The sequence below is a fragment of the Thermococcus sp. 101 C5 genome, from assembly GCF_009372125.1.
GTDB lineage: Archaea > Methanobacteriota_B > Thermococci > Thermococcales > Thermococcaceae > Thermococcus_A > Thermococcus_A bergensis.
The window spans coordinates 1-22,590 of the sequence record NZ_WHIZ01000001.1; the positions used below are offsets into that span (position 1 = coordinate 1).

At 44.9% G+C, this 22,590-nt stretch carries 22 protein-coding genes and 4 tRNA genes; 17 read left to right on the top strand and 9 right to left on the bottom strand.

Annotated elements, in window-relative coordinates:
• The coding region (locus GBV73_RS00005) for a hypothetical protein (RefSeq protein ID WP_152878644.1) at positions 1–308 on the bottom strand (308 nt) is incomplete at its 3' end.
• Positions 309–402: 94 nt separating this feature from the next.
• Here GBV73_RS00005 and GBV73_RS00010 point away from each other — a divergent pair.
• From GBV73_RS00010 to rpsG, 8 genes are read left to right on the top strand one after another with little or no spacing between them, the layout of a single operon-like run.
• On the top strand, positions 403–651 hold the full coding sequence (locus GBV73_RS00010; RefSeq protein ID WP_042701589.1) for a DNA-directed RNA polymerase subunit H: 249 nt from the start codon (positions 403–405) through the stop codon (positions 649–651).
• A gap of 18 nt (positions 652–669) precedes the next feature.
• Positions 670–4,026, top strand: a complete 3,357-nt coding sequence (locus tag GBV73_RS00015) for a DNA-directed RNA polymerase subunit B (protein ID WP_152878645.1) — start codon at positions 670–672, stop codon at positions 4,024–4,026.
• Between the two features lie 4 nt (positions 4,027–4,030).
• On the top strand, positions 4,031–6,748 hold the full coding sequence (locus GBV73_RS00020) for a DNA-directed RNA polymerase subunit A' (RefSeq protein WP_152878646.1): 2,718 nt from the start codon (positions 4,031–4,033) through the stop codon (positions 6,746–6,748).
• Between the two features lie 6 nt (positions 6,749–6,754).
• Complete coding sequence (rpoA2, locus tag GBV73_RS00025) at positions 6,755–7,942, top strand: DNA-directed RNA polymerase subunit A'' (RefSeq protein WP_152878647.1); 1,188 nt, start codon at positions 6,755–6,757, stop codon at positions 7,940–7,942.
• A gap of 13 nt (positions 7,943–7,955) precedes the next feature.
• Positions 7,956–8,258, top strand: coding sequence for a 50S ribosomal protein L30e (locus GBV73_RS00030; RefSeq protein ID WP_042701600.1), 303 nt, complete (start codon positions 7,956–7,958; stop codon positions 8,256–8,258).
• Positions 8,259–8,260: 2 nt separating this feature from the next.
• Positions 8,261–8,698, top strand: coding sequence for a NusA-like transcription termination signal-binding factor (locus GBV73_RS00035; protein ID WP_152878648.1), 438 nt, complete (start codon positions 8,261–8,263; stop codon positions 8,696–8,698).
• A gap of 10 nt (positions 8,699–8,708) precedes the next feature.
• The gene (locus tag GBV73_RS00040; RefSeq protein WP_042701606.1) at positions 8,709–9,152 is read left to right on the top strand and encodes a 30S ribosomal protein S12; all 444 of its coding nucleotides are present in this window, start codon (positions 8,709–8,711) and stop codon (positions 9,150–9,152) included.
• A 5-nt stretch (positions 9,153–9,157) separates the two neighbouring features.
• Entirely contained in the window at positions 9,158–9,805 is a 648-nt protein-coding gene (gene rpsG, locus GBV73_RS00045) for a 30S ribosomal protein S7 (RefSeq protein ID WP_152878649.1), read from the top strand.
• 51 nt (positions 9,806–9,856) lie between these two features.
• Here the strand turns inward: rpsG and GBV73_RS00050 are convergent, their stop codons facing one another.
• The gene (locus tag GBV73_RS00050; RefSeq protein ID WP_042701609.1) at positions 9,857–10,978 is read right to left on the bottom strand and encodes an alkaline phosphatase family protein; all 1,122 of its coding nucleotides are present in this window, start codon (positions 10,976–10,978) and stop codon (positions 9,857–9,859) included.
• A gap of 53 nt (positions 10,979–11,031) precedes the next feature.
• On the bottom strand, positions 11,032–12,270 hold the full coding sequence (locus tag GBV73_RS00055) for an Nre family DNA repair protein (RefSeq protein WP_042702284.1): 1,239 nt from the start codon (positions 12,268–12,270) through the stop codon (positions 11,032–11,034).
• Positions 12,271–12,374: 104 nt separating this feature from the next.
• On the opposite strand from GBV73_RS00055, the gene GBV73_RS00060 reads away from it, so the two are divergent.
• Together GBV73_RS00060 and GBV73_RS00065 are read left to right on the top strand one after the other, a co-directional pair.
• Positions 12,375–12,461, top strand: a tRNA-Ser gene (locus GBV73_RS00060).
• A gap of 23 nt (positions 12,462–12,484) precedes the next feature.
• Positions 12,485–12,559, top strand: a tRNA-Cys gene (locus GBV73_RS00065).
• On the opposite strand, the gene GBV73_RS00070 is transcribed toward GBV73_RS00065, so the two are convergent.
• Entirely contained in the window at positions 12,560–13,606 is a 1,047-nt protein-coding gene (locus tag GBV73_RS00070) for a pyridoxal-phosphate dependent enzyme (RefSeq protein ID WP_152878650.1), read from the bottom strand.
• Positions 13,607–13,675: 69 nt separating this feature from the next.
• Here GBV73_RS00070 and udp point away from each other — a divergent pair, with 69 nt between their 5' ends.
• Complete coding sequence (gene udp / locus GBV73_RS00075) at positions 13,676–14,509, top strand: uridine phosphorylase (protein WP_152878651.1); 834 nt, start codon at positions 13,676–13,678, stop codon at positions 14,507–14,509.
• Between the two features lie 76 nt (positions 14,510–14,585).
• Here udp and GBV73_RS00080 read toward each other — a convergent pair.
• Positions 14,586–14,673: transfer RNA gene (locus GBV73_RS00080), tRNA-Leu, on the bottom strand.
• A gap of 111 nt (positions 14,674–14,784) precedes the next feature.
• Between GBV73_RS00080 and GBV73_RS00085 the strand changes: the two genes are divergently transcribed.
• Positions 14,785–14,943 (top strand): 50S ribosomal protein L40e, encoded by a 159-nt coding sequence (locus tag GBV73_RS00085; protein WP_042701616.1) that lies wholly within the window; start codon positions 14,785–14,787, stop codon positions 14,941–14,943.
• Positions 14,944–14,945: 2 nt separating this feature from the next.
• On the opposite strand, the gene GBV73_RS00090 is transcribed toward GBV73_RS00085, so the two are convergent.
• Positions 14,946–15,269, bottom strand: a complete 324-nt coding sequence (locus tag GBV73_RS00090) for a PadR family transcriptional regulator (RefSeq protein ID WP_042701619.1) — start codon at positions 15,267–15,269, stop codon at positions 14,946–14,948.
• A 152-nt stretch (positions 15,270–15,421) separates the two neighbouring features.
• On the opposite strand from GBV73_RS00090, the gene GBV73_RS00095 reads away from it, so the two are divergent.
• A complete protein-coding gene (locus GBV73_RS00095; protein ID WP_004068054.1) occupies positions 15,422–15,721 on the top strand; it encodes an FUN14 domain-containing protein in 300 nt (99 codons plus the stop codon).
• A 24-nt stretch (positions 15,722–15,745) separates the two neighbouring features.
• Positions 15,746–17,068, top strand: a complete 1,323-nt coding sequence (locus GBV73_RS00100; protein WP_152878652.1) for a lipopolysaccharide biosynthesis protein — start codon at positions 15,746–15,748, stop codon at positions 17,066–17,068.
• On the opposite strand, the gene GBV73_RS00105 is transcribed toward GBV73_RS00100, so the two are convergent.
• Together GBV73_RS00105 and GBV73_RS00110 are read right to left on the bottom strand one after the other, a co-directional pair.
• On the bottom strand, positions 17,040–17,795 hold the full coding sequence (locus GBV73_RS00105) for a metallophosphatase family protein (protein ID WP_004068052.1): 756 nt from the start codon (positions 17,793–17,795) through the stop codon (positions 17,040–17,042). The genes GBV73_RS00100 and GBV73_RS00105 overlap by 29 nt on opposite strands.
• 301 nt (positions 17,796–18,096) lie before the next feature.
• Positions 18,097–18,174: transfer RNA gene (locus GBV73_RS00110), tRNA-Arg, on the bottom strand.
• Positions 18,175–18,248: 74 nt separating this feature from the next.
• On the opposite strand from GBV73_RS00110, the gene GBV73_RS00115 reads away from it, so the two are divergent.
• Positions 18,249–19,313, top strand: coding sequence for a Xaa-Pro peptidase family protein (locus GBV73_RS00115; protein WP_225806925.1), 1,065 nt, complete (start codon positions 18,249–18,251; stop codon positions 19,311–19,313).
• Here GBV73_RS00115 and GBV73_RS00120 read toward each other — a convergent pair.
• The gene (locus GBV73_RS00120; RefSeq protein ID WP_371716951.1) at positions 19,299–20,825 is read right to left on the bottom strand and encodes an amidohydrolase; all 1,527 of its coding nucleotides are present in this window, start codon (positions 20,823–20,825) and stop codon (positions 19,299–19,301) included. The genes GBV73_RS00115 and GBV73_RS00120 overlap by 15 nt on opposite strands.
• A 187-nt stretch (positions 20,826–21,012) precedes the next feature.
• Between GBV73_RS00120 and ftsY the strand changes: the two genes are divergently transcribed.
• Positions 21,013–21,915, top strand: a complete 903-nt coding sequence (gene ftsY, locus GBV73_RS00125) for a signal recognition particle-docking protein FtsY (RefSeq protein ID WP_152878655.1) — start codon at positions 21,013–21,015, stop codon at positions 21,913–21,915.
• A gap of 2 nt (positions 21,916–21,917) precedes the next feature.
• Complete coding sequence (locus GBV73_RS00130; RefSeq protein ID WP_152878656.1) at positions 21,918–22,550, top strand: MarC family protein; 633 nt, start codon at positions 21,918–21,920, stop codon at positions 22,548–22,550.
• Positions 22,551–22,590: the final 40 nt, after the last annotated feature.

Genomic DNA, 22,590 nt, shown 5'->3' on the forward strand with positions numbered 1-22,590 from the left:
TTCTCCCAGTTGTGGAGGGTTGAGTAGTGAATGTTTGCTCCGAAGAATTTTCTGCCGTAGTGCTGGGCGTCTCTGAGGGGTAGGTTGTAGTATTGTTTAAAGAGGAGTATTGCCAGTATTGTTTTTACTGGAAATTTTTTGGATTTTGGCAGGTTCTTCAGCTTTCCTTCTGATTCGAAGTCTGCTAAAACGTCAAGAATTGCGAATGCCACGCTTTCAGGGTCTTTGAGTCTGTGATCCCATCTGGGGATCACGACAACCACCTGAAAGAATTCAGCAAAAACCCTAATAAAGGTTACTATAAACACGCCCTAAACTCACGAAAAGCTTATATACTCCAATCGAAAGCTGGAGGTAGTGAGAGGGTGTACCTTCTAAAAATTTTAAAGGGGGCAATTCTCTGTGACGGCGAAAAAAACCTTTACAATATTTGATCATGTGTTAGTTCCCGAGCATAGAATACTCAGCGAAGAGGAAAAGGAAGAGCTACTTAAGAAGTACAAGATTAAGCTTTCTCAGTTACCGCAAATCAAAGCAAGCGATCCAGCAGTTCAAGCTCTTGGAGCCAAGCCGGGAGATGTTATAGAAATAAAGAGAAAAAGTCCCACTGCGGGGGTTTACTACTATTATAGGATTGTTGTGGAAGACTGAAGTTTTTGGGGTGAGAAAATGAGAGGTCCTACTGTTGTTGAGGTTACTTCAGATGATCTTTGGGAAGTTATGAAAAGCTACTGGGACGAAAAAGGACTTGTAAGGCAGCATCTCGATTCTTACAACGCTTTCATTGATTACGGAATGCAGGAAGTAGTTAACGAATTTGGCGGAGTTAAGCCAGACATTCCAGACTTCGAAATAAAATTCGGAAGGATAAGGCTAGGTGAGCCAGAGTTTCAAGAAGCCCACGGGCAGAGGAAGCCACTCTACCCGATGGACGCAAGAATTAGAAATCTCACTTACTCAGCACCAATATTCTTGGAGATGATACCTGTTGTCAAGGGCATTGAGCAGGAGCCTGTCGAGGTTAGGATTGGAGAACTGCCCGTAATGCTCAAGTCAAAAATATGCAGACTTCACGGCTTGAGCGATGAGGAGCTGATTGCTCATGGAGAGGATCCCAAAGATCCGGGAGGATATTTCATTATCAATGGTTCTGAAAGAGTTATCGTATCTATCGAGGATTTGGCACCCAACAGAACACTTGTAGAGTCTGACGAGAGGCAGAACAGATATGTGGCAAAGTGCTTCTCCTACAGGCACGGTTATAGAGCTTTGATAACAGTTGAGAGAAGAAAAGATGGCATACTTTATGTATCTATTCCAAACGTGCCAGGTGGTATAAAGTTCGTTTACGTCATGAGGGCCCTTGGACTTGAGAGTGATAAGGACATTGTGGATGCCGTGAGCAACAACCCTGAGATTCAACAAGTTCTCTTTGACAACTTGGAAGATGCAAGTGACATACAGACTCAAGAAGAAGCCTTGGACTACATAGGAAAGAAAGCCCTGCCAGGACAGCCGAAGGAGTACAGGTTAAAGAGGGCTCAGTCCATAATTGACAACAACCTTCTCCCACACATGGGTGTTTCTCCAGAAGACAGAATAAGAAAAGCCTATTACCTTGGAATGATGGCCCTTAAGGTTATCGAACTCTCACTTGGGCTTAGAAGGGAAGATGACAAAGACCATTATGCAAACAAGAGGCTCAAACTTGCTGGTGATCTACTGAAGGATCTCTTTAGGGTTGCCTTTGGTCAGCTTGTGAAGGACATGCAGTATCAGCTTACCAAGACCTACCAGAGAAAGGGTGAGAAATACACCTTCCAGGACATCCAGAGGTTCGTGAGGAACTCTGTGAGACCCGACGTGCTAACAGAGAGAATTGAACACGCTTTGGCAACTGGAGCATGGCCGGGAGGAAGAACCGGTGTTAGCCAGCTTCTGGACAGAACTAACTACATGTCAACACTCTCCCACTTGAGAAGAGTTACATCTCCTCTGGACAGAGAGCAACCTCACTTTGAGGCGAGAGACCTTCACGGTACTCACTGGGGAAGAATCTGTCCAACAGAAACTCCCGAAGGTCCCAACTGTGGTCTGGTCAAGAACCTTGCACTTATGTCTCAGATAACAACCGCCATCCCCGAGGAAGAAGTCCTGGAGTACCTGGAAAACCTTGGTATAGTGCATATTGAAGAGAAAAGACCAGACCCAGATGACTGGAGAATCTACTTGAATGGTGTTCTTATCGGAACATACAAAGATGGCATTGCCTTGGTAAACAAGATCAGAGGGGACAGAAGGGCAGGAAGAATTAGCGATGTGATAAACGTTGCTTACTATGAAGACGTTAAGGAAGTTTACATTAACAGTGATGATGGTAGAGTTAGAAGACCCCTCATCATTGTTGAAAACGGTGTTCCTAAGCTTACAAGGGAGCATGTCGAGGCTATAAAGAAGGGAGCTCTCAAATGGAGCGACCTCGTAAGGATGGGAATAATTGAATATCTTGACGCTGAAGAAGAAGAGAACGCTTATGTTGCAATGTGGCCTTGGGAAGTTACAGAAGAACACACTCACCTTGAGATACTGCCTGCCGCTATACTTGGATTGCCAGCATCACTCGTTCCCTACCCAGAGCACAACGCTGCTCCAAGAAACACCTATGGGGCAGGTATGGCCAAGCAGAGCCTTGGTTTGGGCTGGGCGAACTTTAGAATAAGGGTGGACACAAGGGGTCACTTCATGCACTACCCGCAAGTTCCACTCGTTAATTCAAGGATTATGGAGGCAGTAGGTTTCGAGCAGAGACCAGCAGGTCAAAACTTTGTAGTTGCGGTTCTCAGTTACGGTGGATACAACATGGAAGATGCGGTTATTATGAACAAAGCCTCTATCGAGAGGGGATTAGCAAGATCAACGTTCCTTAGAACTTATGAGGCTGAAGAGAAGAAATACCTGGGTGGACAGACAGATAAGTTCGAAATTCCAGATCCAACTGTTAGAGGATTCCTTGGTGAAAAATACTACAGACACCTTGATGAAGACGGTATAATTTTCCCAGAATCAAAGGTGGAAGGGAAGGACGTTCTGGTTGCGAGAACTTCCCCACCGAGGTTCCTTGAAGAGCAAGCTGGCTTAGGTGCTGGCATACTTCAGGGAAGGAGAGAGACAAGCATAACTATGAGACCTGGAGAAGAGGGAGTAGTTGACAAGGTTATACTGACTGAAACAGGAGATGGAACAAAGCTCGTTAAGGTAACGGTTAGAGACCTTAGAATTCCAGAGCTTGGTGACAAATTTGCTTCAAGACACGGACAGAAGGGTGTTATCGGTCTTATAGTGCCTCAAGAGGACATGCCATGGACAGAGAGCGGAATAGTTCCAGATTTAATAGTCAACCCCCACGGTATCCCAAGCCGTATGACCATCGGACAGCTTATCGAAGCAATAGGCGGGAAAGTTGCTTCACTTAAGGGAAGAAGAATAGACGGAACAGCTTTCATTGGAGAGCCGGAAGAAAAGCTTAGAAAAGAACTTGAGGAGCTTGGCTTCAGACACAACGGAAGGGAAGTCATGTACGATGGAATAACCGGAAGAAGGCTTGAGGCAGACATATTTGTCGGTGTTATCTACTACCAGAGACTCCACCACATGGTAGCAGATAAGCTACACGCACGTTCAAGAGGTCCAGTACAGGTTCTCACCAAGCAGCCAACAGAAGGTAGGGCAAGAGAAGGTGGTCTCAGATTCGGTGAAATGGAGCGTGACGTTCTCATTGGACACGGTGCATCGATGCTCCTAGTGGAGAGATTACTGGAGGAGAGCGATAAAACAGAGGTCTGGGTATGTGAGAGCTGTGGACATTTGGCAGTCGAGGACAAGCGTAGGGATAAGGTTTACTGTCCAGTCTGTGGAGAAGAGGAGAAGATAAGCAAGGTAGAGATAAGCTATGCATTCAAGTTGTTGTTGGATGAGATAAAGGCCATGGTTATTAGACCATCATTAAAACTCAAGGAGAGGGTGTAGAGCTATGCACTCAATGAAAAAGGTTATCGGAAGCATTGAATTTGGTATATTGTCTCCTCAAGAGATTAGGAAGATGAGCGCTGCTGAGATAACTGTGCCAGATACATACTCAGAGGACGGTTATCCAATTGACGGTGGATTAATGGATAGAAGGCTTGGTGTTATAGATCCAAACCTTAGATGTGAGACCTGTGGAGCAAATTACAAAGAATGTCCTGGACATTTTGGACATATAGAACTCGCGAGGCCCGTCATTCACGTAGGGTTTGCAAAGACGATATACAGAATCCTTGAAAGTACTTGTAGGGAATGCGGAAGAATTAGATTAACCGATGAAGAAATAGAGGAATATATGACAAAGTTCAATGTAAATGAAGCTAGGAAGAGCGAGATAGATGCCCTGGTGACTGAGATATACAAGAAGGCAAGAGAAAGAATGGTCTGTCCACACTGCGGTGCTCCCCAATATCAAATAAAGTTCGAAAGACCCACAATATACTGGGAGATAAGAAGAGACGAGGAAGGAAATGAGTATAGGCATAGAATGATGCCAAGTGAAATTAGAGACAGACTGGAAAAGATTCCGGATAAGGATTTACCTCTTCTTGGTCTTGATCCCGAGAAATCAAGACCGGAATGGATGGTCTTGACAGTTTTGCCAGTTCCTCCAGTTAATGTGAGGCCGTCAATTACCCTTGAAAGCGGTATAAGGGCTGAAGACGACTTAACTCACAAGCTTGTTGACATAATAAGAATTAACGCTCGTTTGAAACAAAACATAGAAGCTGGAGCTCCGCAGCTCATTATCGAAGACCTGTGGGATCTCCTTCAATATCACGTGACCACATACTTTGACAACGAGACCTCTGGCATTCCGCCTGCAAAGCACAAGAGCGGAAGACCACTCAAGACGCTCGCTCAAAGACTTAAGGGTAAAGAGGGAAGATTCAGGAAGAACCTTAGCGGTAAGCGTGTTAACTTCTCTGCAAGAACTGTTATCAGCCCAGACCCAATGATAAGTATAAACGAAGTTGGCGTGCCAATGGTCGTTGCGATGGAGCTCACCGTCCCAGAAAAGGTAACCGAGTTCAACATTGAAAAGCTTAGAAAGATGATCCTCAATGGTCCGGAGAAGTATCCGGGAGCCAACTATGTGCTAGACCCGCAGGGAAGAAGAATCCGTCTCATGGAAAGCAACAGAGAAACAATAGCCAAGATGCTTGATATTGGATGGACAGTTGAGAGGCACCTTCTCGATGGAGACATAGTTCTCTTCAACAGACAGCCCTCCCTTCACAGAATGAGCATTATGGCCCACAGGGTTAGGGTTATGCCCTACAAGACATTTAGGCTTAACTTGGCAGTCTGTCCTCCCTATAACGCTGATTTCGATGGAGACGAGATGAACCTCCACGTCCCACAAACGGAAGAGGCACAGGCTGAGGCTAAGATCCTTATGGAAGTACAAAATCATATTCTCTCCCCAAGATACGGAGGACCAATAATAGGTGGAATTCAAGATCACATATCCGGTGGCTATCTGCTGACAAGGGAAGGAGCATATTTCACGAAATACGAAGTTGAGCAGATGTTGATGTTTGCAGGTGTTGATGTGAAGGAGCTTCCAAAACCAGATAAGGTAGAAAACGGCGTTGAGTACTGGAGTGGAAAGACTATATTCTCCCTCTTATTGCCGGATGACCTAACAATCTGGTACCGCAACAAGCTTTGTGACGATCCATCTCAATGTGAACCCATTGAAAAGCTCATTGAAGAGAAGCTGGTGCCCAGTGAAGAAGAGATTAGAGAGGTTGCCACAGATGGCTTTGTTTACATCCGCAATGGAAAACTGTTGAGTGGTGCAATAGACAAAAAGGCCTACGGTAGAGAGGACGGAAGAATCCTTGACATTATAGTCAGAGAGTACGGTGTTGAGAGGGCTAGGCAGTTCTTGGATCAGGTTACAAAGCTTGCGATATGGGTCATTACTCACAAAGGGTTCACAACCGGAATAGATGACGAAGACCTTCCCGATGAGGCGAAGGCAAGGATTAGAGAGATAATAATGGAGGCAGAGGACAAGGTTCAAAGGCTAATAGAGGCATACAAGAACGGTGAACTTGAACCATTGCCCGGTAAAACCCTCGAAGAGACCCTTGAGAGCAAGATAATGGCCGTGTTGTCAGAGGCCAGAGATAACGCGGGTAAAGTTGCTGAGAAGTATCTGGGTATGAACAACCATACCGTTATAATGGCCAAAACTGGAGCAAGAGGTAAGATTCTCAACATCACTCAGATGGCCGCTATGCTTGGACAGCAGTCGATTAGAGGTAAGAGACTCTACAGAGGTTACAGAAACAGGGTGTTGAGTCACTTTAAACCTGGAGATCTTGGAGCGAGGGCAAGAGGTTTTGTCGTCAACTCCTACAAGAGTGGATTGACTCCGCAGGAGTACTTCTTCCACGCAATGGGTGGTAGAGAAGGTCTTGTCGATACAGCCGTTAGAACAGCCCAGAGCGGTTACATGCAACGTAGATTGATCAACGCACTCCAAGACCTCAAGGTAGACTACGATGGAACGGTAAGGGATCCAACTGGAATTATAGTGCAGTTCCGCTACGGTGAAGATGGAGTAGACCCAATGAAGAGCTGGGGCGGAAAAACAGTAGACGTTGATAGAGTGATAATGAGGACTTTAATAAAGCTCAGGGAAAAGGGGTGAGATGTTATGGTCTCAAGCTCAACTATTAAAAAGCTTGTAGAGAGCAAAGCCTCCCAGTTGCCAGAGAGAGTTAGAGAGGAGCTTTTGGAGAAGCTCCTCGCTTACAACGAAAAGTACAAGTTGCAGAAGGCAGAAGTGGAGGCAATAATTGATGAGGTCGTTAAGGAATACGAAAAAGCCCTAATAGAACCTGGAGAGGCTGTTGGAACAGTTACCGCACAGTCAATTGGAGAGCCATCTACACAGATGACCCTTAACACCTTCCACTATGCGGGTGTTGCTGAAATTAACGTTACCCTTGGTCTCCCAAGAATCATTGAAATTGTTGATGCAAGAAAGAACCCATCAACTCCAATTATGACAGTTTATCTCGACGAGGAGCATAGATACGACTCAGAAAAGGCTCGTGAGGTTGCGAGGAGAATTGAGGGAACAACTCTCGAAAGCCTTGCCAGAAGTATGACGCTTGATATACTCAACATGGAATTCGTGGTTGATGTTGACCCAGAACGCCTTGAGAAAAGCGGTTTAACAATGGAGAAGATCCAAGCAAAGCTTGAACGCTCATTCAAGGCCGCAGAAATCGAAATTGATGGGAACACATTGATAATCAGAATGAAAAAGGCTAAGGGTGTTTCAACATTAAGAAGGCTCGCCGATAAAGTTAAAAAGCATCGCTTGAAAGGACTCTCAGGCGTAGGAAAAACAATTATCAGAAAAGAGGGCGATGAATACGTCATCTATACAGAGGGCTCAAACTTCAAACAGGTACTCAAAGTTCCTGGCGTTGACCCGACGAGGACAAGGACAAACAACATCCACGAAATAGCAGAAGTACTTGGCATTGAAGCGGCAAGAAATGCCATTATCGAAGAAATAACAAGAACGATGCAAGAGCAGGGTCTTGAGGTTGATGTTAGACACATCATGCTCGTCGCCGATATGATGACCCTCGATGGTATTGTGAGACCCATTGGAAGACATGGTGTGGTTGGTACAAAGGCAAGTGTGCTCGCTAGAGCTGCATTCGAGATTACCGTTCAACACTTACTTCAAGCTGCCGAAAGGGGAGAAGTTGACCCCCTCAACGGTGTGGTTGAAAACGTGTTAATTGGCCAACCCGTTCCGGTTGGAACGGGAATCGTTAAACTGGCAATGAAGTTACCGATTAAAAAACCCATAGAAGAAGAGTAAGGAGGTGTAGGTAATGGATTTGGCATTTGAGCTTAGAAAAGCCTTTGAGACAGGAAAAGTTGTCATCGGTTCAAATGAAACAGTTAGGCTTGCCAAGACTGGTGGTGCAAAGCTCATCATTGTTGCTAAAAACGCACCAAAGGAAATCAAGGATGATATTAACTACTACGCAAAGCTCAGCAACATTCCAGTTTATGAGTTCGAGGGGACAAGCGTTGAGCTGGGTACAATGCTCGGTAAGCCCTTCGTGATTGCATCCTTGGCAATAGTAGAGCCTGGAGAGAGCAAAATACTTGCACTTGCTGGAGGTAAGTGAGCATGCCACTCAAGCTAAACACAGACCAGATAAAGTACATTGCACTCTTTGAGAGCTTTACAGGAGCAACAGTGCTCGACTGCTTAATTGACTCAGCAAGGAATCGCTTAATATTTGTCATCAAGAAGGGAGAAATGGGTTTGGCATTAGGCAAGAGGGGCAGCAACGTTAAGAGAATACAGGGAATGTTGGGGAAGGACATTGAGCTCATAGAACATTCAGAGGATCCGGAAGAATTCCTCAAGAACATTTATAAAACAATGGGCGTAAGGATTAAAAAAGTTCACATAACTGAAAAGAAAGATGGGAAAAAAGTTGCCCTCCTTGATGTGACTCAAAGAGATAAGCCCAAGGCGATAGGTAGAGGGGGGCAAAACATAAATCTCGTCAAAGAATTAATGGAGAGGCACCACGGGATTGAGGAAGTCGTGGTAATTTGAGGTGATGATCATGGCTGGAAAGAAAGCTCCTTACGGAGAATTTGCTGGAAGAAAGCTCAAGCTTAAGAGAAAGAAGTTTAGGTGGAGCGACATAACTTACAAAAGAAGAGTACTCAGGCTCAAGGAAAAGAGCGACCCGCTTGAAGGTGCACCACAGGCGAGAGGAATTGTCCTTGAAAAGATTGCAGTTGAGGCTAAGCAGCCAAACTCAGGTATGAGAAAAGCTGTTAGAGTTCAGCTCATCAAGAACGGTAAGGTAGTTACAGCGTTCACACCAGGTGACGGTGCTATCAAGCACATTGACGAGCACGATGAAGTTATCATAGAGGGAATTGGTGGTCCAAAGGGTGGAGCTGTAGGTGACATTCCAGGAATTAGATACAAGGTTGTCATGGTTAACAGAACATCCCTCAAAGAAATAGTTAAGGGTAGAAAAGAAAAGCCAAGAAGGTGATGCTCATGGCCAAACCATTGGAAGAGAGATTTTTTATCCCAAAGGATCTCAAGGTTTTCGGGAGATGGAGCGTTGAGGATGTAGTAGTTGAGGACCCATCACTCAGACCTTACATTAACCTTGAACCAAGAATTCTCCCACACAACCACGGAAGGCACGCTAAGAAGCAGTTCGGTAAGGCCAATGTCCATGTGGTTGAGAGACTTATAAACAAAGTCATGAGAAGCGGTGCTTCAAGCTACAAAGTAGGCGGCCACTTCATGAGGAGAGAACACCGCTCATTAATGAGCAAGAAAGTTAAAGCTTATGAGGTTGTAAAAGAGGCCTTTAAGATCATTGAGCAGAGGACAAAGCAGAACCCAATCCAGGTTCTTGTTAAGGCAATTGAGAACTCCGCCCCAAGGGAAGACACCACAAACGTCATGTTCGGTGGAGTTAGGTACCACATCGCAGTTGATATCTCCCCACTGAGAAGACTTGACGTTGCTTTGAGAAACATTGCCCTTGGTGCATCAGCAAAGTGCTACCGCAACAAGACAAGCTATGCCGAAGCTTTGGCTGAAGAAATTATCGCAGCAGCAAACAAGGATACAAAGAGCTTCGCATACAGCAAGAAGGAAGAAATCGAGAGGATTGCACAGTCCTCAAGGTGAGCTCTTTTATTTCTTTTCCACTTTCGGTTTATCATTAATTCTAACAGCTGGTTATCGAATTAGGCTTTTTCCCACCATGTCTTCGGGTTTTTCTATCCCAAAGAACTTCAATATGGTGGGGGCTATATCGTAAAGGCTAGCGTTTTCAGTATTTACATTTTCAAACCCCCACAAAATCAGCGGAACTTTCATTACTGGCTCGTTCATCGAGCCGTGCATACCCCTTGTCCAGTAGCTCGTTCCCTTAATTCCATTGCAAAGCCTGTGAGAGCAGAACCAGTACCCTTCCTTGGCGGAGACTATGAGCTCCCCGCTGTTGGGGGTGTTCAGATGGGGCAGATCATCCCTGGAAAAGACGTATTTAACTCCCGGGGCTCGTTTTAACAGCGGATACGCCTCCTCTGCTTCTTTTGGGTCTTTTAGATAAACGTGCACTCCCCCTCCGGATGAGACCCTCAGCGTTTCAATGCCGTGTTTTTTAAGGTAATTCCTCAGGTTTACCCACGTGTGGACTTTTTCCTGTCCATGGTCTGCAAAGATTATAAATGCGTATTCATCCCTGAGCCTCTCCCACAAAACGTTTAATGCTGTATCCACGGTTTCTACGGCTTTCATGGCTTCATCGCTTAGGGGCCCGTAATCGTGTTGCATACCATCAATCGAGCAGAAGTGAACCAAGAGCAAATCCGGTTTGCACTCTTCATAGAGGTAAAGGGCAGAATTTAAAACCCATTTATCTTTTCTCCAGTCTCTTCCGTGTTCCCTATAGAGGTTATCGTCGCTGAAAAACGGGGGAAATATTCTAACGTGGGTACCGCTGAAGGGAGGCATTGTATAGCCGCTAACAGAGGCACTCCTTATTCCCTTCTCCCGAAGGATGTCGACTATCGTTTTTGCCTTTATGACTTTATGGGGGTTAAAAGCGACTTCATACTCGTAAAAATTCACCTTTCTATCGGCTATTCTATCGTAGTAACCGTTTTCCACAACTCCGTGAACCCTTGGCGGAACCCCCGTCATAACGCTTGTGTGGACTAAATCCGTGAGTGTGGGAAATATTGAGTCGACCGTTATGGAGAACCCTCCTTCCGCTAGCTCACTTAAGAAGGGCATGTGCTCTAAATTGTAAACTCCGCTACCGTCGAGGCTTATGAGGGCGAGTTTTTTTCTCATAAATTATCCTAAGAAAAGCTGGTTAAAAAGTTTAAGCTTCGGAAGTTTTGATATTAAAATGTCCTTTGATAGTTGAGGTAATAGTCGAGTGTTCTCTGCTTTCTCATCCTCAGAATCCAGCTTTTTTCTAGATATTTCTCAAGCTTTAGCTCAAGGAGTTTTCTGAGTTCATTGAAGGCTTCTTGGAGTGTGTTAAATTTTCCTACCTGATTCTCCATGGCTTTCTTTACCCCCACCCTTATCTGCCACACACCTACGGGAGCGTAGTACTTTGGAGTTACTTCTCTGAACACTATTATTCTTGCCTGCCTCCTTCTTCTCCTGAGGCTTTCAAGAACGCTCAAACGGGCGGCATAATACGCCCCCGTGGTCTCTTCAGCGTACCCCTTAATCCCGTGAAAGTCCTCATAGTCGTGGATTACTTCAGGCTCGTCACTTCCAAACAAAGAGCCTTTGAGCCAGACCTCCAAAAGTTCAAATGCGTAAGTTTCGGGCATCAAAAGCACGGCATATCTGTTGCCGAGGAATTCGTAAAAGTAGAGCTCAAATTCGTTTATAGGCTCATAATGCAGGATTTCTTTTCTCAGCTTTTTCCCTATTGTATCCTGCACAGCTGTGATGCTCCATCTTGTTGGAACGAGCTTTCTGTTAATGCCCAAAAGTCCTGCAGAGAGGAGTCTTATTATGTAGTACTCATCAAAGCCCCAGTTGTAGAGTCTCATTATTGCTTGCTCGGCTTTCAGCTCATCCCCCACAACGTAATCGGTTTTCCTCGGTATTTTTGGATTCTCTGTGAGCTCGAAGTCGAGAAGTTCTGCCTTTGGCCCTATGGGCGGGGCAAATTCACTTGGAAGGACTTTTAAAATCGGCTTTCTCTTGAGAAGGATTTCGCTGTCCACAGGCTTTATCGACATTGCCAGCTCCTGAACTTCTTCAAGAATTCTTCCGCTCTTTCTCACGTTAATATCGGCCTGCATTTCCCCCATAACCAGAAGGGAGCGGTAGTAAAGGATATCCCTTATTGTTTTGTTCTCCCACTTTAGGGGACTGTCGAGATGGGAGGTGTTCCCCTCTATCGGGGGAACGAGGGGCCCGATGCGGACTTTTGGATAGCCGTATTCACCAACGAATATGCTTGGAGGGGAGGAACCAAAAATCTCTCTGCGGTTTATCTTTTGCTCAACAGTCCTCACTACCCTAAAGCGTTCGAGAATCGGGCAAGTAGGCCTTCCACAGAGGAGTTTCCTTCCTTTGCACAGAGCACACAGCTTTGAGTTAAAGAGCTCCATCAGCTTTAAATGTACCGAGGGGGTATTTATACCTATCTTCAATGTTGCCGTTTGCGAAAACTTTAAATACCCTCCCAAACTCCTTAATGTTGGTTAATGTAGGACGTGCCGCGGTAGCCTAGCCTGGTATGGCGCCGGCCTGCTAAGCCGGTGGGCGCAGTCCCTCCGGGGTTCAAATCCCCGCCGCGGCGCCAAAATATATTCTTCGGGAAAAAATGCCGGGATAGCCTAGAGGTGAGGCGGCGGACTGCAGATCCGCTTTACGGGGGTTCAAATCCCCCTCCCGGCTCCATTAAATGTTTTTCAGTCCAGAACCGGTGAGGGTGATAAGCACTTTTGCGCCTTTTTCAAAATAGCCTTCTTCTAAGAGCAGCTTAAATGCAGCATATGCTGTTGCTGCTGTTGGCTCAACTAAGAAACCCATGGAGATGAGGTCTTCTATGGCATCTGTGATTTCTTTATCTCCTACGGAAATACAGATTCCATTGCTTTCTTCTAGGGCTTTACGCATCTGCTCTCTTCTGGGAGGTTCGGGAATTGCTATCCCCTCTGCAAGCCTGCTTTTTTCTTCACTCATCTTGCACAGGCTTTCATACCCTTTTCCCTGGACAGCGATCATTCTGGGAGTTTTTGTCCCTTCAAGTGTCTCCAATTCTTTAAACCCCTTGTAGAGGCCTAAAAACAGGGTTCCACTTCCGGTGGGCGCTAATGCATAATCTACACTCCCTATCTGCTCATAAACCTCGTAAGCTACCGTTTTTGTTCCCTCAAGGAAATACGGGTTGTACCAGTGAGATATGTAAATTCCCTCCAGAAAGCTTCTTGCCTTTTCATGCACTTCCATTCGTGACCCTTCAACTTCATGAACCTCTACTCCCAGCAGCCTGAGAAGTCTCTTTTTTCCTTCGCTTGTATGTTTTGGAATGAAGATGTGGGCTTTTATCCCCTCGCTTTTTGCAAAGAGGGCTAAACTTAACGCTGCGTTTCCTGAAGAGTCGAGCGTTACCTCGCTTATGCCTTCTTCCTTCAGCTTTGCGATGGTTACATAGGTGCCCCTGTCTTTGAAGGACCCGCTTGGCATTAAGTACTCGAGCTTGAAGAAAACGTTAACCCCTTCAATTTTTCTCTCCACTATCGGGGTTATTGGAGTCGTAAGCCTCGGCAAAAACTCCTCTTTTAGGGGCAAGAAACTGAGGTATCTCCTTATATCTAAGAATTCTTTTCTCAACAAGCTTTCAAAATTCCCCCTCTTTTCTCCAATGTATTCAAGGGCTCCACCGCATTTGCACATAATTTTAAAGTCCTCGTAAGTTCTTCCGCATTTCAGACATCTCAGCATTGTCTCACCATTTGGGGTAGGGATTTCATTTATATATCCCTTTCCAAAATTCATGTGGAGGTGAGAGAAATGAAAAAATTCATGCCTGCGGATAGGCCTCAAACGGAAGAAGGATACCAGTACCATATAGCCTGCAAGCCCGGTGATGTTGCTAGATATGTTCTGCTCCCCGGCGATCCTGAGAGGGTTCCCAAGATAAGCTCTCTCTGGGATGAAGCGAGGGAAATAGCGTTCCATAGGGAGTACAGAACACACACTGGAAGGTACAAGGGTGCTCCTATAAGCGTTACCTCAACGGGAATAGGAGGACCTTCAACGGCAATAGCGATAGAAGAATTAGCGGCAATAGGTGCTGACACTTTCATTAGGGTCGGCTCAACAGGGGCAATTCAGCCCGGAATAGAGATTGGGGATTTGATAATAGCAAAAGCTGCCGTTAGACTTGAGGGAACATCAAAGCAGTATGTGAGAGTAGAATATCCGGCAAGTGCCGATGTTGAGGTCACTTTAGCTCTGATCGAAGCTGCGGAAACATTGGGGGTTAGGTACCACGTTGGAATTACCGCTTCTACTGACAGCTTTTATGTAGGTCAGGCAAGGCCTGGATTGAACGGCTACTTCCCGAGCTTTGCAAAGCACCTCATAGATGACCTGAGACAAGCCAAGGTCACGAACTTTGAGATGGAAGCGGCTACACTCTACACCCTTGCAAACATTTATGGTCTTAAGGCAGGCTGTGTTTGTGCGGTTTTTGCGAACAGAATAACCAATGAGTTTGGAAAAGCCGGTGAAAAAGAAGCAGCATTGGTTGCTAGTGAAGCTGTCAAAATCTTACACGAATGGGACGAAGAAAAAGAGAAGAAGGGTAAAAAATACTGGTTTCCAAGTTTGAGGAAGCTTTGATTTCTTATTTAATTTTTGTTGGAAGAATCTATTTTTCAAGACAAGTTTCTCAGAAGGGAGTATGATTTTACAAAAGTGGTGCGGGGGACGGGATTCGAACCCGCGCAGCCCTACGGCAACGGATCTTAAGTCCGTCCCCTTTGGCCAGGCTCGGGCACCCCCGCTCATAAGTGAGAGAGCAAAGTCTGAATAAAAATCTTTCGGTATTTCAAAAAGGTAAAGCTTAAAAAGAAATGCTTGTAAGTGAACACAGTCAAGATCATGGAGGGATTAAAATGGCGAGGTTTCCTGAAGCTGAGGCAAGGCTATTTAGGAAGTACATATGCATGAGGTGTGGTGCTACTAACCCCTGGAAAGCAGAGAAGTGCAGGAAGTGCGGATACAAGGGACTAAGAGCAAAGGCTAGAGAACCAAGAGGAGGAGCAGGACGTTAGAGTCATTTGAGCTTGTTCAGCATTTCTTCTATAAATTTTATTCCTTCTTCGAGAAGTTTCTCTCCCTTTTCCGTAAGCTTGTAGTATTTTCTGGAGGGCTTTCCAGTCTCGCTCTCCTGCCATTCTGAAGTGACGTAGCCTTCGTGTTCGAGCTTGTAAAGCACTACATAACTGCTCACGGTGGCGGGTTCAAATCCAAATCTCTCCCTTATCTCATTTTTGAGCTCATATGCGTACATAGGCCTTTCTTTTAGCAGTCTCAGTATGTAGATCCACATAACTTCTTTTGTCATCTTCTCTTTGAGTCTTTCCATAGGTGTTGCCATATGTATCACCCTCAATGACACATATTATTTGCTCTTAAAACATTTATGCTTATATAAGATAGTTTTTATACAATTTAAACATTTTGCCACTGTAAAATCCAAAAGCAAAAGGGTTTTAATTGCAGAAACCTAAAGACAAATGGTGAGTCACTATGAACTTCGACTTTGGCGGAATAATGGGTGATATGGGTATAGGGGCTGCTGTTGGGTTTATCACAGGTTATGCGCTTAAAAAGTTCATAAAAATAGTACTCACTTTGATAGGTGCATACATTTTAAGCCTTTTCTGGCTCCAGCAAAAAGGAGTTATAACAATAAACACCGATGCCCTCTTTAACTTTGCGGAAAGTGCAACTACATCAACCTTAAGCTTGGCTGATAAAGTAGTGGGGATTTTACCCGGAACAGGGGCATTTGTTGCGGGCTTTTATTTGGGCTTCCGCAAAGGTTAAATTCTGCTTTATTTATTTTCTCTTATGAGTTATGAGAGAAAAGTTATGCTTCGGCATTCAATAGCGAGTATAGTTGCCCTTGCTCTCTTTGGCCTCAGCAGGCTTATTTACAGCATAGTTATCTCAAGAAGATTTGGTGTCGAAGTTTTGGGAAAGGTAAATTCACTTATATCGCAGGCATTTTTACTGGCAGTTCCACTGAGCTTTTTTGCAGTTGCTCTGGGGAAGTATGCCTCCGAGTTTCTAGGGAGAGAGGAAATGGAAAAAATAAAGTCCATAGCAACTTTGGGATTTTCTTTCCCTTTAGCTGGCTTGGTTTTAGTTCCTTTTAACTTTTATCTGGCCATCCTGGCAGTCTTGAGGGCTCTCCAGCTGACGTTTCGCAGCTTTATCTATGGCCTTCACAAAGGTGAGGTTTACGCTTATACAATGATTGGAGCGTTTGTGCTATTTATTGGAGGATTTTTGTCGGAAAATTACTACCTCCCCTACATTGGCCTTCTTTCTGGCGTGGCCATTTTTGGATTTTTGTACCTTTTTAGGGAGAGGCTGTTTGGAAAACCCTCCTTGGAGACCCTTAAACCTCTTTTGAGGTATTCCAGCTTTGCATTTCTTGGGACAGTTTCGGGGGTTTTTCTTATTCAAGCCCCATACTTCCTAACCGAGAAGCTTGCTTCTCCTGAAGCTGCAGGCATTGTTTCGGCTTCTCTTTCGGCGGCATTTTTGTTGACTTACCTGCCTCAGGTGCTTCAATCTGCGATAATGCCCTTATACTCTTACAAATATGGGAAAAATGAGATGGAATACGTGAAGAGACTTGCTGAAGACTCCACGAAGCTGCTGTCCTTTATAGTGGCTTTGGCGGTTTTTATCCTTATGCTTGTCGGAAGAGAAATTTTATCGCTACTCTTTGGGTTTAATCTGGGTAGAGAGTTCTACCTAACTCTCATGGCGGTAGAAACGTATATAGCGTACAACCCCAGCATAGTGGCGCTGAACTCGACAAAATATGTAAAAGAAGGGACCATAATTTCACTCCTGGGCGCTGTGGTTTCTCTCGCTGCTTGGATATTCTCGATAAGCCCTTTTGGAGAATATGGGGCTGTTTTCGGGCTCTTTCTGGGATATCTAACGATACTAACTGGCACATTAGTTGTGGCAAACAAGAAGCTGGGAGTTTCGCTTACTTCTTATACTCAATTTGCTGTGGCTCTTCTACTGCAGTTCACTGTATTTCTCTCAAAAACTCTCCTGTTATTGGCTTTTGTGGCATACGTTGGAATATTCAGAAAAGAAATAAAAAGGGTGTTCGAGCTGTTTAAACCTTTCCGTGATAGAGGATTTTAATGAGCTCCTCTGGTAATCCTTCTGCTCTTATTTTGTCCTCTATGATCTTCTTGTCATATTCAACTTCTACGAATTTTGTGTGCAGGTTATCAGCGTTTATGATGGCAAAAGTTGCTTTGTGCTCTTTTCCCGGTGGGAATCCAATGCTGCCGGGACATACTACCCTTCCGTACCTTGTCATGGCATTGACCGGGAGTTTTGGTGATGCTACTAATAGAAGTTCGTAGTCCTTTACCGGTCTCATGACGGCTTCATAGTATGAGGTAGGCTGCTCTGGAAGAACCTTGCCCTCGAAGGGGTTTAATGGGCTTCCGTAGACCCCGAAAATGTCGTTCTTGCCTATTTTATCAACTAGGTATATAGGCAAATCTCTTATGAACTCCCTTCCTTCATGGCCAAGCTTTTCCCAGGTGTATTTTAATGCCTTCTTTACATACGGCTCGATTGCAAGTTCATCGATATAATCCGGCCCTTCGGCATGGGGATCACTCATGGCTATTATCTGGTCAAATTCTCCCCTGATTATCTTTACATTGTTGGTCTTTATCAGGTCATCAAGAGCATCAAGAACTTCCTTTGGATAGGGGAACAATCCAATTATGTTTCCGAGGATGTAATATTTTTCAATCTCGTAGCCTTCTTCTTTGAGTTCCTCAATTTTTCCGAGGGCTTTCATGAGGGCTGGGAAGTTTCCGTTGATGTTCGCCAGTACTGCCACGTATGCCATTCCTACCACCCCCCAATTTTTCTAACTTTATTTTACTAAAAAGGAGTATTTAAGCTTTTCGAAATTCGGAAGGATCAAAGAACCAGGAGCTTTCTTTTCTTTTTCTTCTTTTGGTTGGTTCCTGCATTGCTGAGCAGATAGAGCATCAACGCGTCCTCTATCATCTCTACCACCTCCAGAATACTACTTTGTTTCGGAGTGGGGAAATGCGGCGTATGAGAAACGCTCTGTATTTTAATTACTAGGCGTTATTTAAAAATTTTTGGTCGTTTTTATTATTGTGGAATATGAGAATAAGATGTGGCGCCCCGGCGGGGATTTGAACCCCGGACCTCGAGGTCCGCAGCCTCGCGCCCTATCCAGACTAGGCCACCGGGGCAACCCAAGAAAACTTTGGGAGAGGCCTTATAAATTTTGCCCGCGAGTTTCTTCATGGTGGTATATGTGGACAGGATGAAGAAATTCTTGGAGTTTCTTCGGGAAGGTAATTATGATGGTGCGCTGATAACCCCCGGCAGCAACCTATATTACCTAACCGGTATGGCCCCTCAGGCGACCGAGGAGAGACTTTTTCTCCTTTTGGTCAACAGAGAGGGAGAAAGCGTTCTAATAGCGCCCAAGCTCTACGAAAACGAGGTTGAATGGGAAAATTCAGTATTCTGGAGCGATGAAGAGAACCCCTATGAAATCCTTGAAAGGGTGTTAGCTTCTCTGAATTTGAAGGGCGGTAAGATCCTGGTGGAAGATACGATGAGGGCGAGCTTTCTAATCCACATTGAGCGACTTTTGGAGGACTGCACTCTCTATCCGCTGAGCGTCATTACAAGAGAGATGAGAATGCGCAAAGATGAAAAGGAGCTAAGCCTGATGAAAAAGGCCGCTGAAATTGCAGACAAGGTTTTCTATGAAATAATAAGCAGGGATTTGGTGGGAAAGAGTGAAAAGCAAATTGCGCTGGAAATTGAGTTTCTCATCAGGGAGCTTGCGGACGGAGTGTCTTTCTCGCCTATAGTGGCTTCTGGGAAAAATGCTGCAAATCCTCACCATACACCGAGTGAAAGAAAAATAAGGCCCGGAGACTTCGTGATACTTGACTTTGGGGCAAAGTATGAAGGTTACTGCTCCGATATCACGAGAACCATAGCCATAGGGCACCCGAATGAAAAGCTCAAAGAAATCTATGAGGTTGTCAAAGAAGCCCAAGAGAGTGCTTTTCAGAGTGTCCGCGAAGGAATAAAGGCTAAGGATGTTGACAGGGCAGCAAGGGATTATATATCCGAGAGAGGTTATGGTAACTACTTCATCCACAGAACGGGGCATGGACTTGGGCTTGAAGTGCATGAAGAGCCCTATATAAGTCAAACGAATGAGAGAATTCTTGAAAAAGGTATGACGTTTACCATTGAGCCGGGCATTTACATTCCCAATCTTGGAGGAGTGAGAATAGAAGACGACGTAGCTGTGGAAAAAAAGGGAAAGAGGCTCACAAACGCCGAAAGGGAGCTAGTAATACTTTGAACCTCCTACGTAGACATCTAGAACTTTTATGTTTTTCAGTTCTTTCTCTTCAACTTCAAACGGATCCTTGTCCACCACAACGAAGTCTCCGAATTTACCCTCTTCGAGGGTTCCGAGGTCATCTTCGGCGTGCATTATATATGCAGAGCCGTATGTGTAACTGTAAAGGCTTTCTTCTAGGGATAGACATTCGTCTTTTGTGTGCAGGTAGGTCTCAACATTCTCAAATTTTCCTCTGGTAACTGCTGCGTAGATTGTTTCCCACGGATTTACGGGTTCTATGGGAGAGTCAGTTCCGAAGCCTATCACGATTTGCTTCAGCATGCTCTTGAAGGGGTAAATCCACTTTGCCCTCTCTTCCCCAACTCTCCGTACCGCCCACCAGTCGCTTATTACAAACCTCGGCTGAACCGAGGCAACAACTCCAAGCTCTTTCATCCTTTTTATTTGGTCTTCCCTCAAAATTGATGCGTGTTCTATACGGTTTCTCTCTCCCCTGAACTTTTCGTAGACGTCTAGGATCATATCGGTTGTTTTATCACCTATTGCATGGACAGCCATCTGGAGGTCCAGCTGGCGGGCTTCTCTCACTATCTCTTCGAGTTCCTCCTTGCTTATGTTGGGATGTCCGGTTGTTGGGGCGTCTGCATAGGGCTTAGAAAGCCACGCTGTTCTGGCTCCAAGGCTTCCATCCGCAAGGACTTTTATCCCCATGATCTTTACTCTACTACTTCCAACCTCTTTGGTGAGCCCCAGGCCTTTTAGTTCTTTAAGAAGGGAAGGGTTCAGATACACAAAAACTCTAATGGGGAGCCTTTCTTTGTTATCTAACTCCAAGAGGGCCCTAAGGCTTTTCTCATTTACACTCACAAAGCCAACCGCTGTGACGCCCTGAGAAAGAACGAACTTTGCCCCCTCTTCGATGAAGTGTTTGTAGTCTTCGAGCGTTAAAGTTTCATTGATAACATCTCTCACCTTTTCTAGGGCGTTTTCTTTTACTATTCCGGTTTCAGGGTCTGCGTCTTCATCTTCGTCCAAACCTACGATTTCTATAGCTTTCGTGTTCAGTACAGCCGCGTGGAAGCAGGTTCTATACAGAAGCACGGGCTTGTTATCGACGACCTCGTCCAAATCTTTTCTCGTGGGATACCTTCCAAGTTCCTCCTGGTCCCATCCAAAGCCAAGAATCCAGCTCGTGCTTGTTTTTTCTGCGTATTCTTCGAGCTTCCTCTTTAGTTCCTCTATGCTTTTTGTCCCCTTTAAATTGAGCATTTTCAAAGACTGTCCGAGGGAGTTTAGATGCATATGTGAATCAATAAAGCCCGGCAGAACAGTTTTTCCGCCCAGATCTACTACTTCTCCTCCGAGCTCTTCGGCAATTTTTTGGGCCTTTTCACTTTTTCCCTCGTAAATAACCTTTTCATTGGCTATTACAATAGCTTCTGCAGTTCTCAGTGGTTTAAAAGAGACGTATATTTTTCCGTTTACAAAAGCCCGTATCAAGTTATCCACCCTTTCTTAGTCTGTCGATACTCTTTTATATCCCCTTTGGTTGGCTATCAAAAAGTCCTTAAACTGGAAGGTCTAATTTCTCAACAGCCGATGAAGAGCGGTTTCGGAGCTGAGATGTGATGTAACCAGCTATCGCTGAGGCTCATATTTATAAGTTCATCTGGTGATCACAACCCGGTGAGGGCGAATGTTTGGAAAACTAAAGGAAAAATTAAGCTCATTCGTGGATAAGGTGGCTCAAACTGAAATAAGCGAAAAAGACGTTGAAAACGCACTCTGGGATCTTGAGCTGGAGCTTTTAGAGGCTGATGTAGCCTTGGAAGTTGTTGAGGAGCTTAAAGAAAAAATAAAACAGAAACTTGTTGGACAGAAGGTTAAGATAGGTACAAACAAAAAGGAGATTGTTGAGAAAGCGGTTAAAGAAGCAGTACTTGAAGTCTTAACGCCTGAAAGGCGCATAGATTTGTTAGAGATGATAAAATCAAAACAGGAAAAGCCGTTCGTGATAGTTTTTGTTGGGTTCAACGGTAGCGGGAAGACCACCACAATAGCTAAACTTGCCAGCTGGCTTAAGAAAAATGGTTTTAGCGTCGTTATTGCTGCCAGCGATACCTTTAGGGCGGGAGCTATAGAGCAGGTAGAGGAACACGCAAAGAGGGTGGGTGTTAAGCTCATTAAGCACGGCTATAAGTCTGATCCGGCGGCTGTGGCTTACGATGCTATAGAGCACGCAAAAGCAAGGGGAATTGACGTGGTTTTAGTAGATACCGCCGGAAGAAACGAGCTGAACAGAAATCTAATGGATGAAATGAAGAAGATAGTCAAAGTTGCGAAGCCAGACCTTGTTATATTTGTTGGAGATGCCCTTGCAGGAAATGCAATAATAGAACAGGCGAGACAGTTCAATGAGGCGGTTAAGATTGATGGGGTTATCCTAACGAAGCTTGACGCAGATGCGAGGGGAGGTGCTGCATTGAGCATAGCTCATGCCATCGGGGCTCCAATACTCTTTGTTGGGGTTGGCCAGGGGTATGGGGATTTAATGCCCTTTGACGAAAAATGGATGCTGGAAAAGATTTTTGGTGAGTGAAAATGCTGCTATTTTTTAAAACTTTCCTTTATGTGTTTGCGGCCCTCTTTGCGGTGATGAACCCAATAGGAGCTGTCCCAGTGTATCTTTCCATTGTCCAGCAATGTAAGTCATACGAAGGGAGGATAAGCCTGGCAAAGAGAACTTCTGTGGCTGTTTTCATGACCCTGATGACCTTTGCACTCGTGGGAGAGTGGATATTCAAGTTTTTTGGCGCTACAATAGATGCCTTTGCAATTGCAGGGGGCATTCTGCTCTTCAGAATGGCCTTGGAAATGCTGAGTGGTCACCTTTCGACCATAAAAATAACCCGCGAAGAGGAGGAAGAGGCAGTAACCCTAAGCGAGATTGCTATAATTCCACTTGCAATTCCGTTGATATCGGGGCCTGGCTCAATAACAACTGTAATGATATATATGGCAAAGAATACCAGCTATCTGGGGAAAGTGGCTGTACTCCTTGCGATTGTTGTGGCTAGCCTTTCAGTTTACATAGTGCTCATGTCTGCAGAAAAAGTCCAGCGGAAACTTGGTAAAGTTGGAATAAGGCTTATTACAAGAATGATGGGGCTTATACTGGCTTCAATGGCGGTTCAACTCGTGATTAATGGAATTAAGGGGGCTTTTGGACTTTAAGGGTAACATTTTTAAATTTTTTAGGTAACCCTAACTGTGG